General features: G+C 65.0%; 9 protein-coding genes. 5 read left to right on the forward strand and 4 right to left on the reverse strand.

Annotation, left to right across the window (positions count from 1 at the left end; translation table 11 throughout):
* Positions 1–48: 48 nt before the first annotated feature.
* The 4 genes from BRAO375_RS29225 to BRAO375_RS29240 are packed head-to-tail and all read right to left on the reverse strand — an operon-like array spanning position 49 to position 4,877.
* Positions 49–1,026 (reverse strand): ABC transporter permease, encoded by a 978-nt coding sequence (locus BRAO375_RS29225; RefSeq protein ID WP_009031040.1) that lies wholly within the window; start codon positions 1,024–1,026, stop codon positions 49–51.
* Positions 1,023–1,976 carry an ABC transporter permease gene (locus BRAO375_RS29230; protein WP_009031041.1) on the reverse strand — a complete coding sequence of 318 codons (954 nt, stop codon included), beginning with the start codon at positions 1,974–1,976 and terminating at the stop codon, positions 1,023–1,025. Before BRAO375_RS29230 ends, BRAO375_RS29225 begins: the two co-directional genes overlap by 4 nt.
* A complete protein-coding gene (locus BRAO375_RS29235) occupies positions 1,966–3,489 on the reverse strand; it encodes a sugar ABC transporter ATP-binding protein (RefSeq protein ID WP_009031042.1) in 1,524 nt (507 codons plus the stop codon). Before BRAO375_RS29235 ends, BRAO375_RS29230 begins: the two co-directional genes overlap by 11 nt.
* Complete coding sequence (locus BRAO375_RS29240; protein WP_009031043.1) at positions 3,486–4,877, reverse strand: FAD-linked oxidase C-terminal domain-containing protein; 1,392 nt, start codon at positions 4,875–4,877, stop codon at positions 3,486–3,488. Before BRAO375_RS29240 ends, BRAO375_RS29235 begins: the two co-directional genes overlap by 4 nt.
* 1,032 nt (positions 4,878–5,909) lie before the next feature.
* Between BRAO375_RS29240 and BRAO375_RS29245 the strand changes: the two genes are divergently transcribed.
* From BRAO375_RS29245 to BRAO375_RS29265, 5 genes are all read left to right on the forward strand, one after another.
* Entirely contained in the window at positions 5,910–6,140 is a 231-nt protein-coding gene (locus BRAO375_RS29245) for an MbtH family protein (protein ID WP_009031045.1), read from the forward strand.
* A 20-nt stretch (positions 6,141–6,160) separates the two neighbouring features.
* Complete coding sequence (locus BRAO375_RS29250; RefSeq protein ID WP_083842568.1) at positions 6,161–6,886, forward strand: thioesterase II family protein; 726 nt, start codon at positions 6,161–6,163, stop codon at positions 6,884–6,886.
* Positions 6,887–6,963: 77 nt separating this feature from the next.
* Entirely contained in the window at positions 6,964–7,926 is a 963-nt protein-coding gene (locus BRAO375_RS29255; RefSeq protein WP_009031047.1) for a TauD/TfdA family dioxygenase, read from the forward strand.
* 54 nt (positions 7,927–7,980) lie between these two features.
* Positions 7,981–17,685: a non-ribosomal peptide synthetase gene (locus tag BRAO375_RS29260; RefSeq protein ID WP_009031048.1), complete on the forward strand. Its 9,705-nt coding sequence runs from the start codon at positions 7,981–7,983 to the stop codon at positions 17,683–17,685.
* On the forward strand, positions 17,685–22,557 hold a 4,873-nt coding region (locus tag BRAO375_RS29265; protein ID WP_035642931.1), incomplete at its 3' end, for a non-ribosomal peptide synthetase. The genes BRAO375_RS29260 and BRAO375_RS29265, both read left to right, overlap by 1 nt.

The raw sequence follows: 22,557 nt of genomic DNA on the forward strand, positions 1-22,557 counted from the left end.
TATGTCCTCCCTGGCGATGTTCTTGTTGCAAGCTCATTTGTTGGATGCTCACGACGCTGGACGGCGCGTCTTCATGTCCAGCCAGACGGCGATGATGACGATAATCCCGGTGACGAGCGGCTGCCAGTTGGCATTGATCGACAGCAGATTCATGCCATTGAGCACCAGCGTCAGGATGAGCGAGCCGACGAAAGTGCCGAAGATGGTGCCGACGCCGCCAAACAGCGAGGTGCCGCCGATCAGCACGGCCGCGATCGCCGGCAAGGTCAGGCTCTCGCCGATATCGGCCTCGGCCGAGTTGAGCCGCGACAGGAAGATGATGGAAGCCAGCCCTGCCATGGTGCCCGAGACGGTGTAGACCAGCAGCAGCCGGCGGCTGACGGGAATGCCTGACAGACGCGCGGCGACGGGGTTCGCACCGATCGCATAAATCTCCTGGCCCCAGACGGTGCGATGCGCGAACAGCGAGCCGATCGCGAGGAACACCAGCAGCAGATAGACCGGGATTGGCAGGCCGAGGAAATAGCCGCTGCCGATCAGGCGGAAACCGGCAGGGAAGCCGTGGATCGTCTCACCAGCCATGTACCAGTAGGTCACCCCGTTCAGCACCCACAGCATGCCATAGGTCGCGATGAAGGATGGAATGCGCATCGCGGTCACCATGACGCCGTTCATCAATCCCACGGCGCCGCCGGCCAGCAGGCCGGTGAGGATGCCGAGCGTCGGCGAACCGGTCTGATGGATCACCATGCCTGCGAGGCACGCCGACAAAGCGACATTGGCGCCGACCGACAGATCGAGCCCGGCCGTCAGCACGACGAGCGTCAGGCCGGATGCGATGAAGAACGTCAGGCTCGCCTGTCTCAGCACGTTCAGGATGTTGCCAAGGTTCAGGAATGAATCGCTGAGGATGCTCAGGACGGCGCAGATCAGGAATGCGGCCAGCAGCCGATAGAACAATTGCATCGCGTTCTGCGACAGGAACGACCAGTGCGGCCGCGGCGTGTCCTTGGCAAGTTCGCTCATGCCCGGCTCCGCAGTCCGTCGAGGAACATCGCAAGGATCACGAGAAGGCCGACGCTCGCGACCTGGACCGAGGATGGCAGCGAGACCAGATTGAGCCCGTTGCGCAGAACGCCCACGGCGAGGACGCCGAGCACGGTGCCGAGCAGCCAGCCGTTGCCGCGCTCGAACGAGGTGCCGCCGACCGCGACCGCAGCGATCGCGTCGAATTCGAGTCCGAGCCCTGCGGTCGGATGTCCCGAATTCATCCGCGCCGTCATCAACAGGCCGGCGACGCCGGCCATCATGCCGCCGATGGCGTAGACCGCGATCAGCAGCCGGTTGGGCGACAAGCCCGCATAGCGGAGCGCCTCGCGATTGCCGCCGAGCGCGAAAACATAGGTGCCGAAGCGGGTGTGGTAGAGCAGGGCGTGAAAGATGCAGTAGCTCGCGACGCCCATGAGGATCGGCACGGGAACGCCCAGGAGCTGAGCGGAGTAGATGTCGCGCACGCTGTGGGGAATGCCGACCACGCTTTGGCCGTCGCTGACGATCAGCGACAGGCCATGCGCCATGCCGAGTGTGGCGAGCGTCGCCACGAAAGGCGGGATCTTTGCGATCGCCACCAGCCAGCCATTGGCGAGGCCGAAGAGCGTTCCGACCAGCACGGCGGCGCCAAGGCCGAGCAGCATCGATTTGGTCGCGAGCGAGACGATGGCAACGCATAGCGACGTCAAGGTGAGCACCGCGCCCATCGACAGGTCGATCCCCTCGGTCATGATGATCAGGGTCATCGGCAGCGCCAGCATGATCAGGATCGTCGACTGCACAAGCACGTTGGCAAGGTTGGCAGCGGACAGAAAGCCCGGCGCGATGGTGCCGAACAGCCCGATCAGCAGGACAAGGACGATCGCCACGCCCGGCAGGCGCCGTACGGCTCGGATCGGGCCGATGACGACGGCATCACTCATCATGCATCCCCAGTCGCACGATATTCTCCTCGGTCAATTCGCTCCGCGTCAGGTGCCCGGCGATGCGGCCGTCGCGCATGACATAGGCGCGGTCGCAGACATGACAGATCTCGATCTGTTCGGAGGAGATCATCAGCGCCGCGGCCCCTTCGGCGACGAGCCGGTCGATCAGCGCAAAGATCTCCGACTTGGCGCCGACGTCGATGCCGCGGGTCGGCTCGTCGAAGATGAACAGCTTGGCGCCGGCCGCCAGCCATTTGCCGATCACCACCTTCTGCTGATTTCCGCCTGAAAGGAGACCGACAGCCTGCCGCGCGGATGGCGTTGCGATGCGCAATTGCCGGATCAGCCCGTCCGCCGTGCGCTGTGCGTCGGACGGATCATACAGCCTGCGCGGAAACAGCTTGTTGAGCGCAGCGACCACGAGATTGTCGCCCACCGAGCGCAGCAGCGCGAGGCCCTCGCTCTTGCGGCTCTCGGGGATTAGTGCGATGCCGCGCCGGGCGGCGACATCAGGTTCACCGGCGATCGGCTTGCCGTCGAAGATGATTTCGCCTTCGCTGACGGGATCGGCACCGAAGATCGCGCGCGCCACTTCGGTTCGGCCGGATCCGACGAGGCCGCACAGGCCCACGATCTCGCCGCGCCGCACCTCGATGTCGATGTCGGAGATTCCCGTCGCCGCGCTCAGACCCTTGACCTGCAGCACGACCTCGCCCGGTCGTTCGGCGAAATGACGCGGATAGCTCATGTCGACGTTGCGGCCGACCATCATGCGCACCAGGTGATCGGGCGTGACGTCGGCGGGCCGAAGCTGGTCGATGCGACGGCCGTCGCGCAGCACAGTGATGCGGTCGCCGATGGCGAACACCTCGGCCATGCGATGTGAGATGTAGACGATCGCGACACCGTCCGCCTTCAACCGCCCGATCAGCGCGAACAACAGGTCGGCCTCGCGGTCGGACAGCGCCGCGGTCGGCTCGTCCATCACCAGGATGCGCGCGTCCTGGCTGATCGCCTTCGCAATCTCGACCATCTGCTGCTGCGCAACGCCGAGCGTGTCCACGACCACCGACGGATCGATCTCGAAGCCGATACTGTCAAGCACGCGCTTGGCGTCGCGAAGAATCCTGCGCCGGTCGATGATGCCGGGCCAGCGGCCTTTCGGCTCGCGACCGAGAAAGATGTTCTGTGCGATATCGAGGAACGGAACCAGCGAGAATTCCTGGAAGATGACGGCGATGCCAAGCTTTCGAGCCTCGGCCGTCGAGGAGACGTCAACTTTCTCGCCCTTGTAGTAGACCTCGCCCGCATCGGCGCTGTAGGCGCCGCACAGGATCTTCATCAGGCTGGATTTGCCGGCGCCGTTCTCGCCCAGCAGCATGTGCACTTCGCCCGGGTAAACGGCAAACGACACGTCGTCCAGCGCCTTGACGCCGGGAAATTGCTTGCTGATGCCGCGCAGTTCGAGCAGCGGCGCAGGCGGTGCTGCCGTGATCTCCGCAGAGTCGCTCATGGGTCGGCTCCGGCGAAGATCTTGCCGGGATTCAGCAGGCCGCTTGGATCGAGCGCTGCCTTGACCGAGCGCATCACGGCGACGGCCTCGCCCAGTTCGTCGGTGAGATAATCGATCTTGCCGAGCCCGACGCCATGCTCTCCGGTGCATGTCCCGTCCATGGCGACGGCGCGCGCGACCATGCGGCCCTGCAACGCCTTCGCGCCGGCGAGCTCCGACGCGTCGTCCGGGTCGATCAGGATCAGCATATGAAAATTCCCATCGCCGACATGACCAACGATCGGTGCAACGAAGCCGTGGCTGTCGGCATCGCGACGTGTTTCCGTCAGGCATTCGGCCAGACGGGAGATGGGGACGCAGACGTCGGTGATGACGGCGCGGGCGCCGGGGCGCAGCCCGAGCCCGGCGTAGAGCGTGTTGTCCCGCGCGTGCCAGAGCCGGCTGCGATCCTCCGCCGCCTTCGCCCAGGCGAAGCCGTGGCCGCCGTGCTCGGTCGTGATCGCCTCCGCGATCTGCGCCTGTTCGGCGACGGCCGCCTCCGTGCCGTGAAACTCCAGGAACAGGGTCGGTGCCTCGGCGTAGCCGAGCCCGGAATAGGCGTTGATGCCGCGCATCATCACCTCGTCGACAAGCTCGATCCGGGCCGCAGGTATCGCCGACTGGATCAGCGCGATTGCAGCGTCGACGGCGGCGTGCAGGCCCGGGAAGCTGCACGTCGCAGCCGAGATCGCCGGTGGCACGGGATGTAGCTTCAGCGTGATCTCGGTGATCACGCCGAGGGTGCCTTCCGCGCCGACGAACAATCGGGTCAGGTCGTAGCCGGCGGCCGATTTGCGCGCACGCTTGGCCGTTCGGATCACCCGGCCGTCGGCCAAAACAACCTCGAGGGCGAGGACGTTGTCCTTCATCGTGCCATATCGCACTGCCATAGTGCCGGACGCACGCGTCGAGGTCATGCCGCCGATCGAGGCGTCGGCGCCTGGATCGATCGGGAAGAACAGCCCGGTGTCACGCAACTGCGCATTGAGCTGCTTGCGGGTGATGCCCGGCTGCACGACGACGTCCATGTCGGAGCCGTGCACGGCCAGCACCTTGTTCATGCGCGCGAAATCGATACATGCGCCGCCGGCCGCAGCAGCGGCGTTGCCCTCGAGCGACGTGCCGGCCCCGTAAGGCACGATCGGCATGCCGGCGGCTGCGCACAGCCGGACAATTTCGGCGACCTCCGCGGTGGTCTCCGGGAAAACGACGATATCAGGCGCGAGTGCCGGGTGGTAGGATTCACTGCGACCATGCTGTTCGAGCACGGCACGCGCGACACTGGCACGCGGCCCAATCAATCTCGAAAGCCGCTCGGCCAACGCGCCGGCGCCATCTCGCACGTGCATCAATCCTCCCCGCCGCTCCCCCGATGGCAACTGGGACTCTTTGCGGTCCTCTCGTCGATCGTTCGGCTCGAACCGGTGGCACCTCGTCGGCGAGCCTGTCGCGTCCGTCCACACGGTGAGCATCGGCATCCTTCATCATTCGGCGATGTCGCGCAAGGGCTGTGCGGCACGTGCGTGTGTTGCCTCGTTCGCGGCCGCCGGCAGCAATCGCACGCCCCGTCGGACGTCGTGATGCCGCCGTGCCGAAAGTCACGGAAGACGATGCTGCGCCTCGCATCTCCTGCAGTCTCAGAAATTTTCTGTTTCTGAGAATTGATGGCTAATTTGCGGGGGCCCCGCTTCGAGGGTGCAAGAAGTCGCAATCGGCCGACGCTTGCGCTTTCTGGAACGCTTCGAAGAATTAGCAGCGACGCAATTGTCGCTGTAGCGCCAATCCTTTCAGAAGATCTGGCCGGCAGATTTGTCGCTCGTTAGACGGGTTCTATCCGTTAAGACACTATCCTCAAATACCTATGTGTTAGGAGCCCCGAAGCGCCAAGTCCGAATAGCGAGGCATCGAAATGGATCGTTGCGCGGAGGTGGTGAAACGTCGGCCTGACGATGTCGAAGTCTTGTCCGCTCGATTGGCGTGAGTCGAGGCGGGCACCAAGCTCGAGCGGCGTCATCAAGCTGGAAGCGCCTCAAGAGAATCTGTTGCGGACGACGGTAGACTCACGAGAAGTCAAACTAATCGGAAGGCCGCTTTGGCATGCGTGTGACCACACGAAAAGCAAGAACAAGCCATAATTGTTAGTTGTTAAAACTTGATCTGTCGCGCAATTCGCCCCTTCGCGTTGCGATTGCGATCGGCTTCGGTGCAGCCATCAAAGCTCGCGCCTTTTCAAAATCGCCATACATCCTGATGTTGTGCTGGCAGTATAGCGTCACCTTGGAGAGATTAAAAACTTTGAACGGCGGTATCCTTTTGACTGTCATTCTCAGCTGCATTACTCGTAGTTCATCGCGGTTGACCGTTAGTAGGAGTAGCTGGACATGATGGTCTTCGACAGAGACGATGTGACGTTCGCCGTCGTCGTGAATCATGAAGAGCAGTATTCGATCTGGCCGACCTTCAAGGACATTCCCAATGGGTGGACGGCCGTTGGAGTCACCGGCAGCAAGAAGGAATGCCTGGATCACATCGAGCGGGTCTGGACGGACATGCGGCCGCTCTCGCTGCGCAAATTCATGCAGGAAGAGTCTCAGGCATCAGCTCAATCCTGACCTCGGGGAGGCTGACTGAGATGCGGCTGATCTGTTTTCCTTACGCTGGAGGCAGCGCGATGATCTATGCGCGCTGGAGGCGTCTCCTGCCCTCCTGGATCGACGTGATGCCTTTGGAGTTGCCCGGTCGCGGCGCGCGTCTGGCTGAGCCGCTGCACACCGACTTGGCCGGATTGGCAGACCAGCTTGCGGCCGAGCTGACCGACACCGCATGGACGCCTTACGCGCTGTTCGGGCACAGTCTCGGTGGATTGATTGCCTTCGAGGTCGGGCACGGATTGCGGGCGCGCGGCGCGCCGAGTCCGTCGATGCTGGTGGTCTCCGGAACGGAGGCGCCGGCTATGCGTGACGGCAGCCGTTGGCGGGAGCCGCTCGGCGATGATGCGCTTCGCGGCGAGTTGACGAGATTGAAGGGGACGCCGCCGGAAGCCTTGGACAGCCCGGAGATCATGAGCCATGCCCTTCCGATCCTGCGGGCCGATTTCCTGATGTGTGGCAACTACGTCCCCCGGCGACGGAAGCCGCTGTGCTGTCCGATCCAGGTTTTCGGCGGCGATACGGACGAGACGCGCCCGGAGGCCCTCGATGCATGGCGTGACGAGACCTCGGCGTCCTTCGGCTGCGATATATTTCGAGGGGATCATTTTTTCATTCACGCGCGGCAGTCCGAACTGGTGAACCGCATCGCCGCGCTGTTGGCTGGTCAAAGCTCGCGCCAATATTCCGCCGTCGGCGCGGGGCCGTAGGCGACGGAACGGGCCGGCCACATCGTCGCGGTGAAGACAAGCTGATGCCAATCTCTGGGTTGGGAGCAGGATGAATCATGATCAAAGTGCAACTTAAAATAGACAACGAGTCGCTCCCCTTCCTTCTGCGCGCCAGCCGCAAGCAGCAGTCACTGATTGATGCGGTCAGTGAGCTGGGCGGCATGATCGAGAAGCAACTCCTCGCGAGCGGCGGGATTCTGTTTCGCGACTTTCACCTCGACGGCGCCGAAGCTTTCAGACGCTTCGCCGCAAGCTTTGGGCACCCTTTGCTCAGCTACGAGTTCGGCTCGACGCCGCGCACGCTGGTCAGCTCCGGGGTCTACACGTCGACGGAGTATCCGCCGCATCAAAGCATTCCGCTGCACAATGAGCAGGCCTATACCCGCGATTGGCCGCTGAAGATCTGGTTCTATTGCGAGCAGCCAGCTCAGCAGGGTGGCGAGACCCCGGTCGCCGACAGCAGGCTCATCTACCGCGATATGCCCGCCGCCATCCGGAGCCGGTTTGCGGAGAAGGGCGTCATGTATGTCCGCAACTATGGCAGCGGCCTCGATGTCGCCTGGCAGGACGTGTTCGGCACGGAATCAAAGGCTGAGGTCGAGGCCTATTGTGCAGCTCATGCCATCGAGTGCGAATGGAAGGACGGCGATGAGCTGCGCACCCGCCAGGTGTGCCAGGGCACTGCGGTGCATCCCGTCACCGGGGACGATGTGTGGTTCAACCAGGCGCACCTCTTTCATCTCTCCGGCCTTGCACCGGAGGTGCGCGAAAGTCTGCTCGACATCGTCGGTGATCCGCTCGAACTGCCACGCAACGCCTACTACGGCGATGGCTCGCCGATCGAGGATGAGACGCTCGCGGCGGTGCGCGGCGTGCTCGACCGGCACAAGATCGTCTTTCCCTGGCAGGCCGGCGACGTCGTGATGCTCGACAATATGCTGACGGCACACGCCCGCGAGCCTTTCAAGGGGCAGCGCCGGGTCATCGTCGCGATGGCCCAAGCCCACGGGCTGCAGTGATCCACGTCGCCGAGCCTGCTCATCGTACGCCACGCTGCTATCGGATATCTACAAATGTTCCCGGAAACTCTCGTCGATCGATTGCGTGAGCACGCCGCCCTGCGAGCCCACCGGCCGGCGCTGCGCTTCATCGAAGGTGAGGACGTCGTTGGAGATCTGACCTTCGCTGATCTCGACCGACGCGTGCGGGCTCTCGCAGCCCAGCTGCAGGATTTGGGTGGAGCAGGAGAGCGGGCCGTCATCCTGCTGCCAAGCGGCATCGACTACGCCGTGGCCTTCTATGGGTGTCTCTACGCCGGGGTCATTGCCGTGCCAGCGTATCCGCCCGAGAGCGGCAAGGAGCGCCATACGACGCGTCTCGTCGGCATCCTGGGCGACGCGGCGCCGCGCTTCATTCTCACTGCAGCGGATCTGCGCGATCAGATCGGAGCCTCGCTCGGCCGGGCCGTCGCCCATGTTCTTGCGGTCGACACCATACCGATCGAGGCGGCGACAGCTTGGCGCGAATCCCCTCTCAAGGGCGATGCGATCGCATTCCTCCAATACACATCAGGATCGACGTCGCAGCCGAAAGGCGTCTGTGTCACCCACCGGAACCTTGTCGCCAACGAAATCGCGATGGGGGCCGCAGCCGCCGTGACGACGGACGATGTCTTCGTCAGCTGGCTGCCGCTTTACCATGACATGGGGCTGATGGGCGGGTTGTTGAATCCGCTGTTCACTGGCTACTCGGCCGTGTTGATGTCGCCGCGCAATTTTCTCGAGCAGCCGCGCCGGTGGCTCGACGCGATCGATCGGCATGGCGGCACGCTCAGCGGCGGACCTGACTTCGCCTTCGCGCTTTGCGCGGATCGAGTTTCCGACGAGGCGATCGCGCGCCTCGATCTCAGCCGTTGGCGGTTTGCGTTCTCCGGCTCCGAGTTCGTGCGCCGTACGACGCTCGAACGCTTTGCAGCGCGCTTCCGTCCTGCGGGTTTCGATCCGTGCGCGCTGACGCCGTGCTACGGCCTCGCTGAGGCGACCCTGCTGGTGACGGCGGGCGAACGCGGCAGCCAAGCCGTGTGCCACACGCTCGATCCGAATGTGCTTGCCAAGGGGCGGGTCGTCGATGCTGCCGAGGGGACGGCGCTGATGGTGTGTGGCGCCGTCGCGGAAGATCACGTCGTGCGGATCATGAGGCCTGATGGATCCCGCGAAGCCGATGCTGACGAGATCGGCGAGATCTGGGTCGCCGGACCGAGCGTGGCGCACGGCTATTGGAACAACGCAGAGGCCACGCAGCAGACATTCGTGACCAGAGACGGCTCGCGCTGGCTGCGCACGGGCGACCTCGGCTTCCTGCGCGATGGCGAGCTGGTCGTGACCGGGCGGCTGAAGGATCTGCTGATCGTGCGCGGCCAGAACCTTTATCCGTTCGACCTGGAGCAGGCTGTCGAGGCCGAGGTGTCGCAGGTCCGGAAGGGACGTGTTGCGGCATTCCCGGTCGAGATCGATGGCGCGGAAGGCATCGGCATCGCTGCGGAGTTCGGCAGGACAGTGCTTCGGCGCACGCCATCTGATGTCCTGATCAAGGCGATCGGCGATGCAGTCATGCGGCAGGCTCAGGAGTATCCCGCCGTCGTCGTGCTGCTGAATCCGCAAGGCATGCCGCTGACCACCAGCGGGAAGCTGCAGCGCTCAGCCTGCCGCGCGGGCTGGATGCAGGGGACGCTCGACAGTTTCAAGGTATTTGCGCGGGGACGTGAGACCGCCGAGCGACCGGCGGCAGATCCGCTCACGGCGACCGAGCAGAGTCTTGCTCTGATCTGGCAGGACGTGCTTCGGCTCGCGAAGGTCGGCCGCGACGACAACTTCTTCATGCTCGGCGGCAATTCGATTGCGGCCGCGCAGATTGCCGGATTGATGCGCGAGCGTCTGCATGTCGAGCTCGATCTTCGCAGCTTCTTCGATGCGCCCACCATCGGCGCTCTGGCCACTCATGTCGATGCGGCGGTTCGTGTCGCTGGCACCCTGGCGCGGCTGCCGGCCGCGGCGCCGGACGCCCGCGCGCTGCTGTCGCCTGCGCAGGAGCGTCTCTGGTTTCTCTGGAGCATGGACCCGGCCAGCACAGCTTACACGATCGCCTGTGCGGTCAGGTTCGAAGGCGCACTCGATCAGGCTCGTCTGGTGCGGGCGCTGAACGAAATCGTTGCGCGGCACGAATCGCTCCGCACCACGTTTGCGTCCGTGGACGGCCGGGCGGTTCAGGTGCTTCATGACGTCCAGGAGGTGCTCGTCGCCATCGAGGATCTGCGGCGATGCTCGGCGGCCGATCGTGCCGCGCAGTCCGCAACGCGACTCCAAGCTGAGCTGGAGAAGCCGTTCGATCTCGTCAATGGTCCACTGCTGCGCGCCGTTCTGGTGCAGCTGGCCGATGATCGGCACGAACTGCTCCTGTCGGTCCATCACATCGTGGCCGACGGCCTGTCACTCGACGTGCTGCTGAACGAACTTTCGGCGATCTATGGCTCGCTTGTGCGGCAATCTCCGGCCTTGCCAGCGCTCGTCGTCCAGTATGCGGACTACGCGGCCTGGCAGCGGACCTGGCTGGCGAGTCCTGAGGCCGATCGGCAGATCGCCTATTGGCGCGATCGGCTTGGCGAGACGCATGAGCCATTGGCGCTCCCGCTCGATCGGCTGCGTCCTCCGGTTCAGAGTTATCGTGGGGATACCATTCACCTCGATATCGGCGCGGATCTGACGCAACAGCTGCGAAGGCTCGCCGGCGAACGAAGCGTCAGCATGTTCATGCTGCTGCTCGCCGCCTATCAGCTGCTGCTGTTCCGCTACTCGGGCCAGTCGGTTCTTCGGGTCGGGGTGCCGGTTGCCGGGCGCCGGCAGCCCGAGCTCGATTCCCTGATCGGCTGCTTCGTCAACACGCTCGTGCTACGGGCCGACGTGGTGGACGACATGAGCTTCGCCGACCTGCTGAAGCAGGCGCGGGAACAGGTCATTGCGGCGCTCGCCCATCAGGATCTGCCGTTCGACAAGCTTGTCGAGACGCTGAACCCGCCTCGCTTGGGCGGACACAATCCGCTGTTTCAGGTCAAGTTCAACTATATGACGGAGCCGGCAGGGTTCACGGCGGTTGACGGGCTGCGCGCCGAGGCCCGCATTCTCGACTTGATCGGCTCGCATTTCGATCTCGCGCTGGACATTATCGACGGCGCCACCAGCATGGCAGCCAGTCTCAACTATGCAGCCGATCTGTTCGATTCGCACACCATCGAGCGGATGGGCGCCCAGTTCGTCGCGTTCCTGCAACAGATCGCAGACGGTGTTGAACGTCCGCTGGCCGAATTCGCTCTGGCGCCTCACCTCCGTCAGGCGGTGGCGCGAGAGGATCGGAAGTTTCCGTTCACGGACATTCTGGCATTGATCGAGGCGGCCGCCGCCGGGCGCGGCGACAAGGTCGCGCTTCGGCAGGCGCAGGCCAGCGTCACAGTCACCGAGCTCCAGCGCTGGTCGGATCAGATTGCGCGTAGGTTGGCGGCGTGTGGAGTCGGGCGCGAGGTTGCCGTGGCGCTGTGGATGGAGCGATCGCCGGCGTTCGTCGCGGCGCTGCTCGGGGTGCTGAAGGCGGGCGGCGCCTATGTTCCGCTCGATCCGGCGTGGCCGGTCGCCCGCGTGCGGCGTATCCTCGCAGATGGGGAGATCCGGCTGCTGATCGCAGGCGACGATCTCCTCGCAGCGGCGCAAGGGCTGGAGTGTCTCGTGCTCGACGCGCGATGGCGCGACGGAGACCCTTCCGAGGGGTTCGCGCCGCGTGCGGCTCATCCGGCCCAGACTGCCTACGTCATCTACACCTCCGGCTCCACCGGCGCGCCGAAAGGCGTCGCGGTGTCGCACGGCGCGTTGGGGAACTACGTACAGGCGCTGCTGGCGCGGCTGCAGCCGAAGCTGGACGGCAATATGGCGATGGTCTCGACCGTTGCCGCCGATCTCGGCCACACCGTTCTGTTCGGCGCGCTTGCCAGTGGCGCCACCCTGACTCTGCTGCCCACCGATGCGGTCTTCGACGCCGACGCTTTCGCACAGGCCATGCGCGAGGAGACGGTCGACATCCTCAAGATCGTTCCGAGCCATCTGCGCGGTCTGCTTCAGGCGCGCCGTTCGGAAGACTTGCTGCCGCGGGATGTGCTGGTGCTCGGCGGCGAGCCTTGTGATCAGCGCCTCGTCGCGGATGTTCGTCAGTTGCGTCCGCAATGCCGCATTGTCAATCACTACGGCCCAACCGAGACCACGGTCGGCATCGCGACTCACGAGTGGGTCGGGGCGGCCGACGGCGCGATCGTGCCAATCGGCTTGCCCCTGGCGAACCTGCGCGCTCATGTGCTCGACGACGCGTTGGGCGCCGTGCCATGCGGTGTCGCAGGTGAGCTCTATGTCGGCGGCGCGGGCGTCGCGCGGGGTTATCGCGCGGCGCCGGGGCAGACCGCCGAGCGCTTCGTTCCGGATCCTTTCGGAGCACCGGGTGAGCGTCTCTATCGGACCGGGGATCGCGTGCGCTGCGATCAGCTCGGACGGATGGTGTTCCTCGGCCGGCGCGATGACCAAGTCAAGCTGCGCGGCTACCGCGTCGAGCCGGCCGAGATTGCACAGGTGATGAGCTCACTGAGCGGCGTGAGCGATGCCGCGGTCGTGGCCCGCCCGATCGACGGAGAGCAGGCGCGACTGGAGCTGGTGGCCTATTGCGTCGTGGACGCGGCCGCAGAGCTGTCACCGGACGGCCTGCGTATGCAGTTGGCCGCGCTGCTGCCGGACCATATGGTGCCTTCGCGAGTCATCTTCCTCGACCGTCTGCCGCTGACGGCGAACGGCAAGCTGGATCGGGCGGCGCTTCCGCAGCCCGGCGACGAGAGCGCAACCGCCTGCGCCGATCCGGTCGGAGAGATCGAGCAGATCATTGCCGCCGTATGGCGTGAGGTGCTCGGCCGCGACCGCATCGGTCGCGACGACAACTTCTTCGAGCTTGGCGGCGATTCCATTCTCAGCCTGCAGATCATCGCAAGGCTGCGCAAGCGTGGCGTGATCCTCACCCCAAAGCAGGTTTTTGCGCAGCAGACGATCGCGGCCCTGGCCGGCGTGGTTGCGACCACCTCCGCACCGGCCACGGCGGCGCCGGCAGCAGCACGCAGCGTCGTGAACGCCGGCGCTGTGGAGCTGCTGCCGATCCAGTTGCGGTTCTTTGCCGAGACGATCGGCAACCGCGATCACTTCAACCAGGCCGTGATGCTTGTTCCGCGCGATCGCATCATTTGGAGCGTGCTCCAGGCGGCGCTCGCGGCGGTCGTCATGCACCACGACGCGCTGCGGATGAGCTATCGCCAGGCGGCGGACGGCTGGGAGGCTTCGCTTGCTGATGGGCCGGCAGCCTCCGATCTGTTGTGGATCCGAAGTGGCGTCGAGCCGGTCGATCTTGCCGCGATCGCATCGTCTGCGCAGGCAAGCCTCTCGCTGCAGTCGGGTACCCTGCTGCGGGCTGTCGGCGTCGATCTCGTCGATGGCAGCCAGCGGCTGCTGGTCGTGATCCATCATCTCGCTGTCGACGGCGTGTCCTGGCGCATCCTGCTCGAGGACATTGCTGCGGCCTGCGAGCAGGTCGCGACCGGAGCTGCAGCCGTCAGCTTGCCGAAGAGCGACACGTCGAGATCGTGGGCGGAGCGGCTGCGTGCGTACGCGACATCCGAACGGCTCGTGGCCGAGTTGCCGTTCTGGCTGGCGGCGTCGCAAGGGAACGATCTGCCTTGCGATGTCGACCATGGCGGCGCCGATCTCGAAGCCGACGCTGAGGATGTGGTGCTAGACCTAGATGCGGCGCTGACCGGGCAGCTCATCGAGGTCGCGCCGGCAGCCTATCGCACCAGGATCAGCGACCTGCTGCTCGCCGCGCTCGCTCGTGCGATCGCGATCTGGTGCGGCGGTAGCGACGTCGCGGTTGAGCTCGAGGGCCATGGTCGCGAGGACATCTTTGCCGATGCCGACCTTACGCGAACGGTCGGATGGCTCACGAGCGCATTCCCGTTCCACCTGGAGGGCGGCGATGACGCCGATGCCGCGCTCATCAAGCGAGTCAAGGAAGCGCTGCGCGCTGTTCCCCATCACGGTGTCGGCTACGGGATCCTTCGCCACCTCGGCCACCCTGAACATCGTCAGCTGCTCGCCCGAACGAAAAGCCCGCGCATCATCTTCAACTACCTTGGTCAGTTCGACCACGACCTCGGCGCGGCGTCCGCATACCGCGTCGCCGAGGAAGATGCCGGCGCGATGCGGGCGGCGGATACGCCGCTCCGGGCTTGGCTCACCATCAATGGGCAGGTGCGCGACGGCAGGCTTCGCTTGGCCTTCCGCTATGGTCGACGCCGCTATCGGCGCGCCACGATCGAGCGGATCGCGGAGCTCTATGGCGCCGCGTTGCGCGGTCTCGTGGATCATTGCGCCGGAAGCGCGGGTTGGCTCACGCCCTCCGATGTTCCGCTCGCGGAGCTCGATCAGGTTACGCTCGACCGCCTCTGCGCGACGCGCGATGTCCGAAACGTCGAAGACATCTATCCGCTGTCGCCGATGCAGCAGGGGCTGCTGTTTCACGCGCTGCGCGATGGCAAGGACGACGCCTATGTCAACCAGCTCGCTGTGGAGCTGCGTGGCGTCACGCCGGCGCAGCTGCGCGCGGCATGGCAGGCGGTCTGTGCGCAGCATGCCGTGCTGCGGACGGGGTTTGCCTGGCAGCTGTCGGAAACGGCTCAGCAGATTGTCCATCGCAGGCTGGACATTCCGGTCGTCGAGGAGGATTGGCGCAGCCGTACGGCCTCGCTGCGCGAGAGTGTCGATCTCGACGCGGCACTGACCGAAGCCGGGCAGCACGAGCGTGCGCTTGCATTCGACGTCACCCAGCCGCCCCTGCAGCGGCTGCGTCTGATCCGGCTCGATGATGATCGGCTCTGGATGATCTGGACGCACCATCATCTCCTGGTCGACGGCTGGAGCTCGGCCCGGCTGCTTGCCGAGGTCTTGAAGCGCGCGGCTGGTCGTACGCCGGCTATATCGCAAGCTCGGTATCGCGACTACATCGCCTGGCTGCAGATGCAGGACCGCAGCAGGGCGACCCAATTCTGGCGAAATGCTCTGGGTGATCTCGCGGAGCCGACGCTGCTCGCCGATGCGCTCCGCAGCAGAGGCACGACGACCCCGGAGATCGGACACGGGCGGTTGACGCTGGTCCTGGACGGCGGTCTCGCCTCGCGCCTCAGGCGGTTCGCGGCGGAGCAGCGGGTCACCATGAATACGCTGCTGCAGGGGGGCTGGGTGCAATTGCTGCGGCAGCAGTGCGGGCAGGCGACTGTCTGCTTCGGCGTGACCGTCGCCGGGCGCCCGGCAGAACTCGCCGGTGCAGAGCACATGATCGGCCTCTTCATCAACACCTTGCCGCTGGTCGATGCCCCGCACCCGCAAGCGGCGATCGGTGATTGGCTGCGCGCGCTGCAGGCGCGCAATGTTGCGGCCCGGGACTATGAATGGATGCCGCTGCACGACATCCAGCATCTCGCCGAGACTGATGGCCGGCAGCTGTTCGATAGCATCATGGTGTTCGAGAACTATCCGGTCGATCAATCGCTGCTCGACGGGAAGAACGGCATGCCTCGGATCGGACGTGTCGAGCATGTGACACCGACGGCGTACGCGATGGCCGTCTCCGTGTTTCAGGGCAGCGAAACTCTGCGGCTCGACTTCAACTATGATCGGTCGCAACTGGATGAGCGCGCGGCGCGGCTGGTGAGCGGCGCGCTGCGCGACTGGCTGCTCCAAATCACAGCCGATGCGGCGCGCGCCACCGGCAGTCTGCAGGCGATCGGTGAGGATGGCGTCGCGTGCGTTCTGCGTTGGGGAAGGGGTGATGTCGCCGTTGTCCCGGGACCGTCGAACCTTGTGACGCAGATCGAGGCTCAGGCGGCGCGAACGCCTGATGCAGTGGCCATTGTCTGCGGCGCGAGCCGGATGAACTATGCTGAGCTGAATGCCCGAGCAAACCGCCTGGCACGCCGGCTGAGGGCGCACGGGATCGGGCCTGACGTGGTGGTCGGCGTTGCGCTAGATCGAACGCCGACGATGCTGGTGGCATTGCTCGCGGTGCTCAAGGCGGGAGGCGCGTACCTGCCGCTCGATCCCGACTATCCAGCTGACCGTCTCGTACACATGTTGCGCGACAGCGGCGCGAGGCTGCTGCTGACGCAAGCGTCGCTTCGGGATCGTCTTGCGCCGGCGTTGGCCGATGGCGAAGCCGAGGCCTGGCTGCTCGACGACAAGACCGGTCAGGAGCCCGGCCCGACGACCAATCTCGGCATCCGCCTTCATCCGGAAAATCTCGCTTATCTGATCTACACCTCGGGTTCGACCGGGTCTCCCAAGGGCGTGATGGTACGTCATGGCGCGGTCGCCAATTTCCTGGCCACGATGGCAGAGCAGCCGGGGATCGTGCCTGCTGATTGCGTCCTGGGCCTGACATCGCTGTCGTTCGACATCGCAGTGCTGGAGCTGTGGCTGCCATTGACGTGCGGCGCCCGCATCTTGCTGGCCGATCGTGCTGCCATGCATGATCCCGCGGCGCTGAAGCTCATGATGATCAGACATGGTGCGACCATGATCCAGGCGACGCCTTCGAGCTGGCGGATGCTGCTTGATCATGAAGGAAGCGATGCGTGGCTTCCCGACGGCTGCCGCATACTGAGCGGCGGCGAGGCGCTTGCTCCGGACCTCGCCAGGCGGCTGACATCGCTGAGCCACGATGTCTGGAACCTGTATGGGCCGACCGAGACCACGGTCTGGTCTGCTCGCCGCCGTCTCGCAGTGAGCGATCCGTCGCCCGCGCTGGGGGGCGCCATCGCTAATACCACGTTCTACGTGCTCGACTCGAATGGCAATCTCGCGCCGATCGGCGTGGCTGGCGAACTCTTCATCGGCGGCGAGGGACTGGCACGCGGATACTGGGGGCGCGCAGCGCTGAGCGCGGAGCGCTTCCTGCCCGATCCGTTCGGACCGGTTGGCGCGCGGCTCTACCGGACGGGTGATCTGGTGCGCTGGCGCGCCGACGGCGTGCTCGACTATGTCGGCCGCGCCGACCATCAGGTGAAGATTCGCGGCCGCCGCATCGAGCTCGGTGAGATCGAGGCCCAACTGCGCGCGCAGCCCGGGGTTCGCGACAGTGTCGTGGTAGCGCAGCAGACGGGCGGCAGCCCCCAACTGGTCGGCTATGTCAGCGGCGACGATGAGCTTGACGTCGCGAGCCTCCGCTCGGCGCTCGCCGCGATGCTGCCCGACTACATGGTGCCGTGGCGGCTGATCGTATTACCGCATCTGCCGATGACGCCCAACGGCAAGATCGACAGACGCAGGCTGCCGCCGCCACTTCAAGGCGATTCCGTCGGGAACGCTCATGAGGACCCTGTCGGCGGGATCGAGGCCGCTCTTGCTCGGATCTGGGCGGAGCTGCTCGGGATCGATCGTGTGGGCCGCCGCGACCGCTTCTTCGAGCTTGGCGGACATTCCCTGCTGGCTGTGCGGCTGATCAGCCGGGTATCGCAGGAGTTCGGCGTCGCGCCGCCTCTGTCCGAGCTGTTCGCTCGTCCAGAGCTCGCGGAATTCGCCCGTACCGTCTCGATCAGACTGATCGAGGAGGAGTTCGAAGCGCGTGAGGTCCAAGAGCTGATCGAGGCAGAGTTGTGATGAGACGACAATCAGCCGGGCCCAACGTGAAGGACCTCGATTCCGAGACGCTGCAGCGTCTGGCGCTTGCCGCAAGGGAGCGAAGCCGCAATGCCGGCGGGCGGAATCCCGGTACGATCCCGATCATCGATCGCGGTGGCAAGCTTCCGCTGTCCTTTGCGCAACAGCAGCTGTGGCTGGTCTCACAGCTTGATGGCGTAGCCACGAACTATCACCTGGATGTCGTGCTGCAGTTGCGGGGGCAGCTCGACGCGGCTGCGTGGCGTCGCAGTCTCGATCATCTGCTTCGGCGACATGAGGCGCTGCGCACGATCTTCGTTGCCGAGCAGGGAGAGCCGCAGGCCCGATTGTTGTCGCCTGACACGGTAGTGCCGCTCTCATTGCATGATCTCCGCGGCCATCCGGACCGCGAACTGTGCTTGCGCGAGCTGCTCGACGAATGTCGAAGCGTGCCGTTTGATCTCGCCTGCGGGCCGTTGATCCGCTGCCGTCTCATCCGGCTCGATGATGACGTGCATGTCGCGCTGCTCAGTCTGCACCACATCGTCTCGGATGGCTGGTCGATGGGCGTGATCGTGCGTGAGCTGTCGGCGATGTACACCGCGTTCGTGGCAGGCGAAGCTGATCCCCTGCCGCCGCTCACGCTGCAATATCCCGATTTCGCCGCGTGGCAGCGCCAGCCGCTGACGCAACAGCGGCTGACGCGTCAGATCGATCATTGGACGGCAGCCCTCGCAGGGGCCCCCCCGGTGCTGACGCTGCCCACGGACCGCTCACGAACGGCGCCGAGATCGACGGCCGGCGCTGCCGTGCCGATAGAGATCGACGATGAGCTCACAAGCGCCATTCGGCAGCTCGGCCGCACGCTCGGCGCTACACCCTTCGTCATCGTGCTGTCGGCCTGGGCCATCGTGCTGGCTCGGCTTGCCGGCCAGAGCGACATCGTGGTGGGGACGCCCACCGCGAACCGCACGATGGCGCAGCTGGAAGGGCTGGTCGGCTTCTTCGCCAACATGTTGGCGCTGCGCCTCGATCTGACGGAAGCGCCGAGCGTGGCCGAGCTGGTCGAGCGTGTGAAGAACGTGGCGCTTGCGGCACAAGACAATCAGGATCTGCCGTTCGAGCACCTTGTCGAGGCGCTCAAGCCGCCGCGCGATCCGGATTATACGCCGATCTTCCAGGTCGTGTTCGCATGGCAGAGCAACGACATCGGACAGCTCGCGCTGCCCGGAATCGACGTCGTGTGCCTCGCTGCGGAACAGCGGCAGATCAAGTTCGATCTCGAGCTCGATCTGCGGGAGACGGCCGGCCGCATCTCCGGACGGCTGAACTACGCAACGGCGCTGTTCGATGAAGACACGGTGTTGCGTCACCGCAACTACCTGATCGCAGCCTTGCGGGCCATGGTGACCGACGTCGGTCAGCCGGTGCAGGAGATCGATCTGCTCTCCGGCGAGGAGCGGTCAATGCTCCTGGACCATTGGAACCGGACGGAGTTGTTCCCCCCGGGCGAGCGCTGCATTCAAGACCTGATTGTCGATCAGGTCCGCCGACGCCCGGCGGCCGTAGCGCTGGTGCATGATGGCGTACGATTGACCTATCGCGAGCTCGATACGAGAGCCAACCGCCTGGCTCAGTGTCTGCTCGGGCATGGCGCCGGTCCCGATGGCCTGGTGGCGATCTGTCAGCAGCGCGGCATCAATGCCATTGTCAGCCTGCTCGCAGTTCTCAAGGCGGGGGCCGCCTATCTGCCGCTCGATCCGGTGTACCCGTCACAGCGACTGCGGGAGATCCTGGCCGACGCAGAACCTGTGCTGCTGCTGTGCGACGACGACGGCGCCGCGAAGCTCGGCGACGTCGCATATCCCGTGATCAACATGACTCGAGATGCCTCGGACTGGCACGAACTGCCCGACGTCGCGCCCGCCAACTATCGCCTGACCTCGCGCCATCTCGCCTACGTCATCTACACGTCCGGCTCCACGGGAAAGCCGAAGGGGGTGATGATCGAGCACCGCGGGCTCGTGAATCTTGCCCTCGCGCAGATCGCGCTGTTCGACATCACACAAGACAGCCGTGTCGTGCAATTCGCGTCCCTCAGCTTCGATGCAAGCGTGTGGGACATCGTCATGGCGCTGTGCTCGGGGGCCGAGCTGCACCTGATCGGCGACGACGTGCATCGCGATGCCTCGGCGCTTTTCAACTATATTACTGATCATCGCATCACGCATGCGACGCTGCCGCCTGCCATGCTGCAGGGCCGCGATGATCTGAATCGTCTCGCCGTTCTGCAGACGTTGGTGCTGGCCGGCGAGCTGCCGAAGCCAGAACTCATTGCGGCGCTGCCGCAGGGCATCGCCGTGTTCAACGCCTACGGCCCGACGGAAGCCACCGTCTGCGCCACGGCATGGCGCCGCCCGTCCGGATTTGCAGACGCAACCGTTCCGATCGGACGTCCGATTGCCAATGCGCGCATCTATCTGCTCGACGAGTCGGGCCTGCCGGTCCCGCGTGGTGCCGTCGGCGAAATCTGGATCGGTGGAGCAGGGGTTGCGCGGGGCTATCTCAACGGGGTTGATCTCACGGCGCAACGTTTTGCCGCGGATCCGTTTGCATCAGGCCGTGTCGCGCGGATGTATCGGACCGGGGATCTTGGGCGCTATCGTGCCGATGGCACCATTGAGTTCCTCGGCCGCAACGATCATCAGGTGAAGATCCGTGGCTTCCGCATCGAGCTCGGCGAGATCGAAGCGCGCCTGGCAGCGCTGGATGGCGTACGCGACTCGGCGGTGCTGGCGCGGCGCAACACGCTCGGCGACGCCACGCTCGCCGCCTATGTGGTGCCGACCAATGACGTCGGCGCCGTCGCGCAATGGAGCGCTCAGTTGCGAGCGCAGCTGCAGGCCGTCCTCCCAGACTACATGGTGCCGTCGGCCATCCTATGTCTGCCTGCGCTTCCGCTGACGCCGAACGGCAAGGTCGACCGCAAGGCATTGCCCGCGCCGGATGATGGCGCCTTCTCGCGCCGCGTCTATGAAGCGCCGCAGGGAGAATCCGAGATTGAGCTCGCCGCGATCTGGAGCGAGCTTCTGGACATCGATCGCGTCGGGCGGAACGATCATTTCTTCGAGCTCGGTGGTCAGTCGCTGCTGATCGTCCGTCTGCTGGACCGCCTGCAGCGTCGTGGCTTCGCGACGGATGCGCGGACTGTATTCGTGCGGCCGGTGCTGCGCGAGCTTGCGGCGAGCCTGCATCGCGTCGATGAGGTTGCCATTCCTGCCAATCTCATCACGGATCAAACGACTGCGATCACGCCAGACATGCTGCCGCTGATCGCGCTCAGCCAGTCCGAGATCGACCGGCTGGTCGGTCAGGTGCCTGGGGGCGTCGTCAACATCCAGGACATCTACGCACTGTCACCGCTCCAGGAGGGCATCCTGTTTCATCACTTGCTGGCGACGGAGGGCGATCCTTACGTGCTGGTCGCCCAGATGGCGTTTCCCGGCCGTGAGATGCTCGACCGGTATCTTGCCGCGGTTCAGCAGGTGATCGATCGGCATGACGTGCTGCGGACATCGGTCGTTTGGGACGGCCTGTCCGTTCCCGCCCAGGTCGTCTGGCGGCAGGCGCGTGTCGAGGTCAGCGAGTTCGTGCTCGACGGTGACGTGCCGGCCCAGCTGGCACTCGCCGGACGGTTCGATCCGAGGTCGTCCCGGATCGACCTGTCCAAGGCACCGCTGCTGCGCTTTGCCGTTGCGCGCGATCCCCATCGTGACCGGATGCTGCTGCTCGTCATGCTGCACCACATGATCGGAGACCATTCGACCTTGGAGGCGATTCATCACGAGGTCGAGGTTATTCTGTCAGGCCGTTCGCATGTCCTGCCGGCGCCGACTCCGTTCCGCAATCTCGTCGCCAGAAGTCGCAATGCCGCGAGGCAGAACGCCGAGCAGCGCTTCTTCCGCAGCATGCTGGCCGATATCGACGCGCCGACCGCGCCGTTCGGCTTGTTGGATGTGCACAGCGATGGCGATGGCGTTCGCGAGGCGAAGCTGGCGATCCCCGAGTCGCTTGATACGCGAGCCCGTGTTCAGGCCCGGCGCCTCGGCGTGAGCCTTGCCAGCCTGTGTCACCTCGCCTGGGCCCAGGTGCTCGCACGCAGCAGCGGACGTGAGCAGATCGTGTTCGGTACCGTGATGTTCGGCCGCATGCAGGCCGGCGCCGGGCTCGATCGCAGTCTGGGCCTCTTCATCAACACGCTGCCGATACGGCTCGATGTCGACGAGACCTCGGTCGAGGATAGCGTGCGCGTGGCCCATGCGCGGTTGGCGGAGCTGACCCTGCATGAGCATGCATCATTGGCCATGGCGCAGCGCTGCAGCGGCGTGGTGCCGCCGGCACCGCTGTTCTCGGCGATCCTCAACTATCGCCATAGCCGAAGCCGCGAGCATCTGGCCGATACAGTGTCGGACAGCCCGCTACGACAGATCGAATGGCTCGGTGCTGAGGAGCGCACCAACTATCCCGTGATGCTCGCGGTGGATGATGACGGTGACGCGTTGCGCCTCACCGCCCAAACCGTGGCGGCGGTCGCGCCGGAGCCAATCTGCGCGATGATGCAGCGCTGTCTCGATCAGCTCGTGTCGGCGCTGGAAACCGATCCGCGCATGCCGCTTGATCGGGTGGACGTGATCCCGGCGGAGGATCGTGCACGGCTGATCGGTGCCTGGAATGCGACCGCGGTTGCCTTGGAGCTGCCCTGCTTGCATCGCCAGTTCGAAACACAGGCTGCCACAGATCCGGATGCAATCGCTGTTGTCGATGGCGATGAGATGATCAGCTATGGCGAGTTGAACGCGCGAGCGAACCGGC

Origin of the sequence: Bradyrhizobium sp. ORS 375, from assembly GCF_000239775.1 — a bacterium.
In the GTDB taxonomy this organism is placed as follows: Bacteria; Pseudomonadota; Alphaproteobacteria; order Rhizobiales; family Xanthobacteraceae; genus Bradyrhizobium.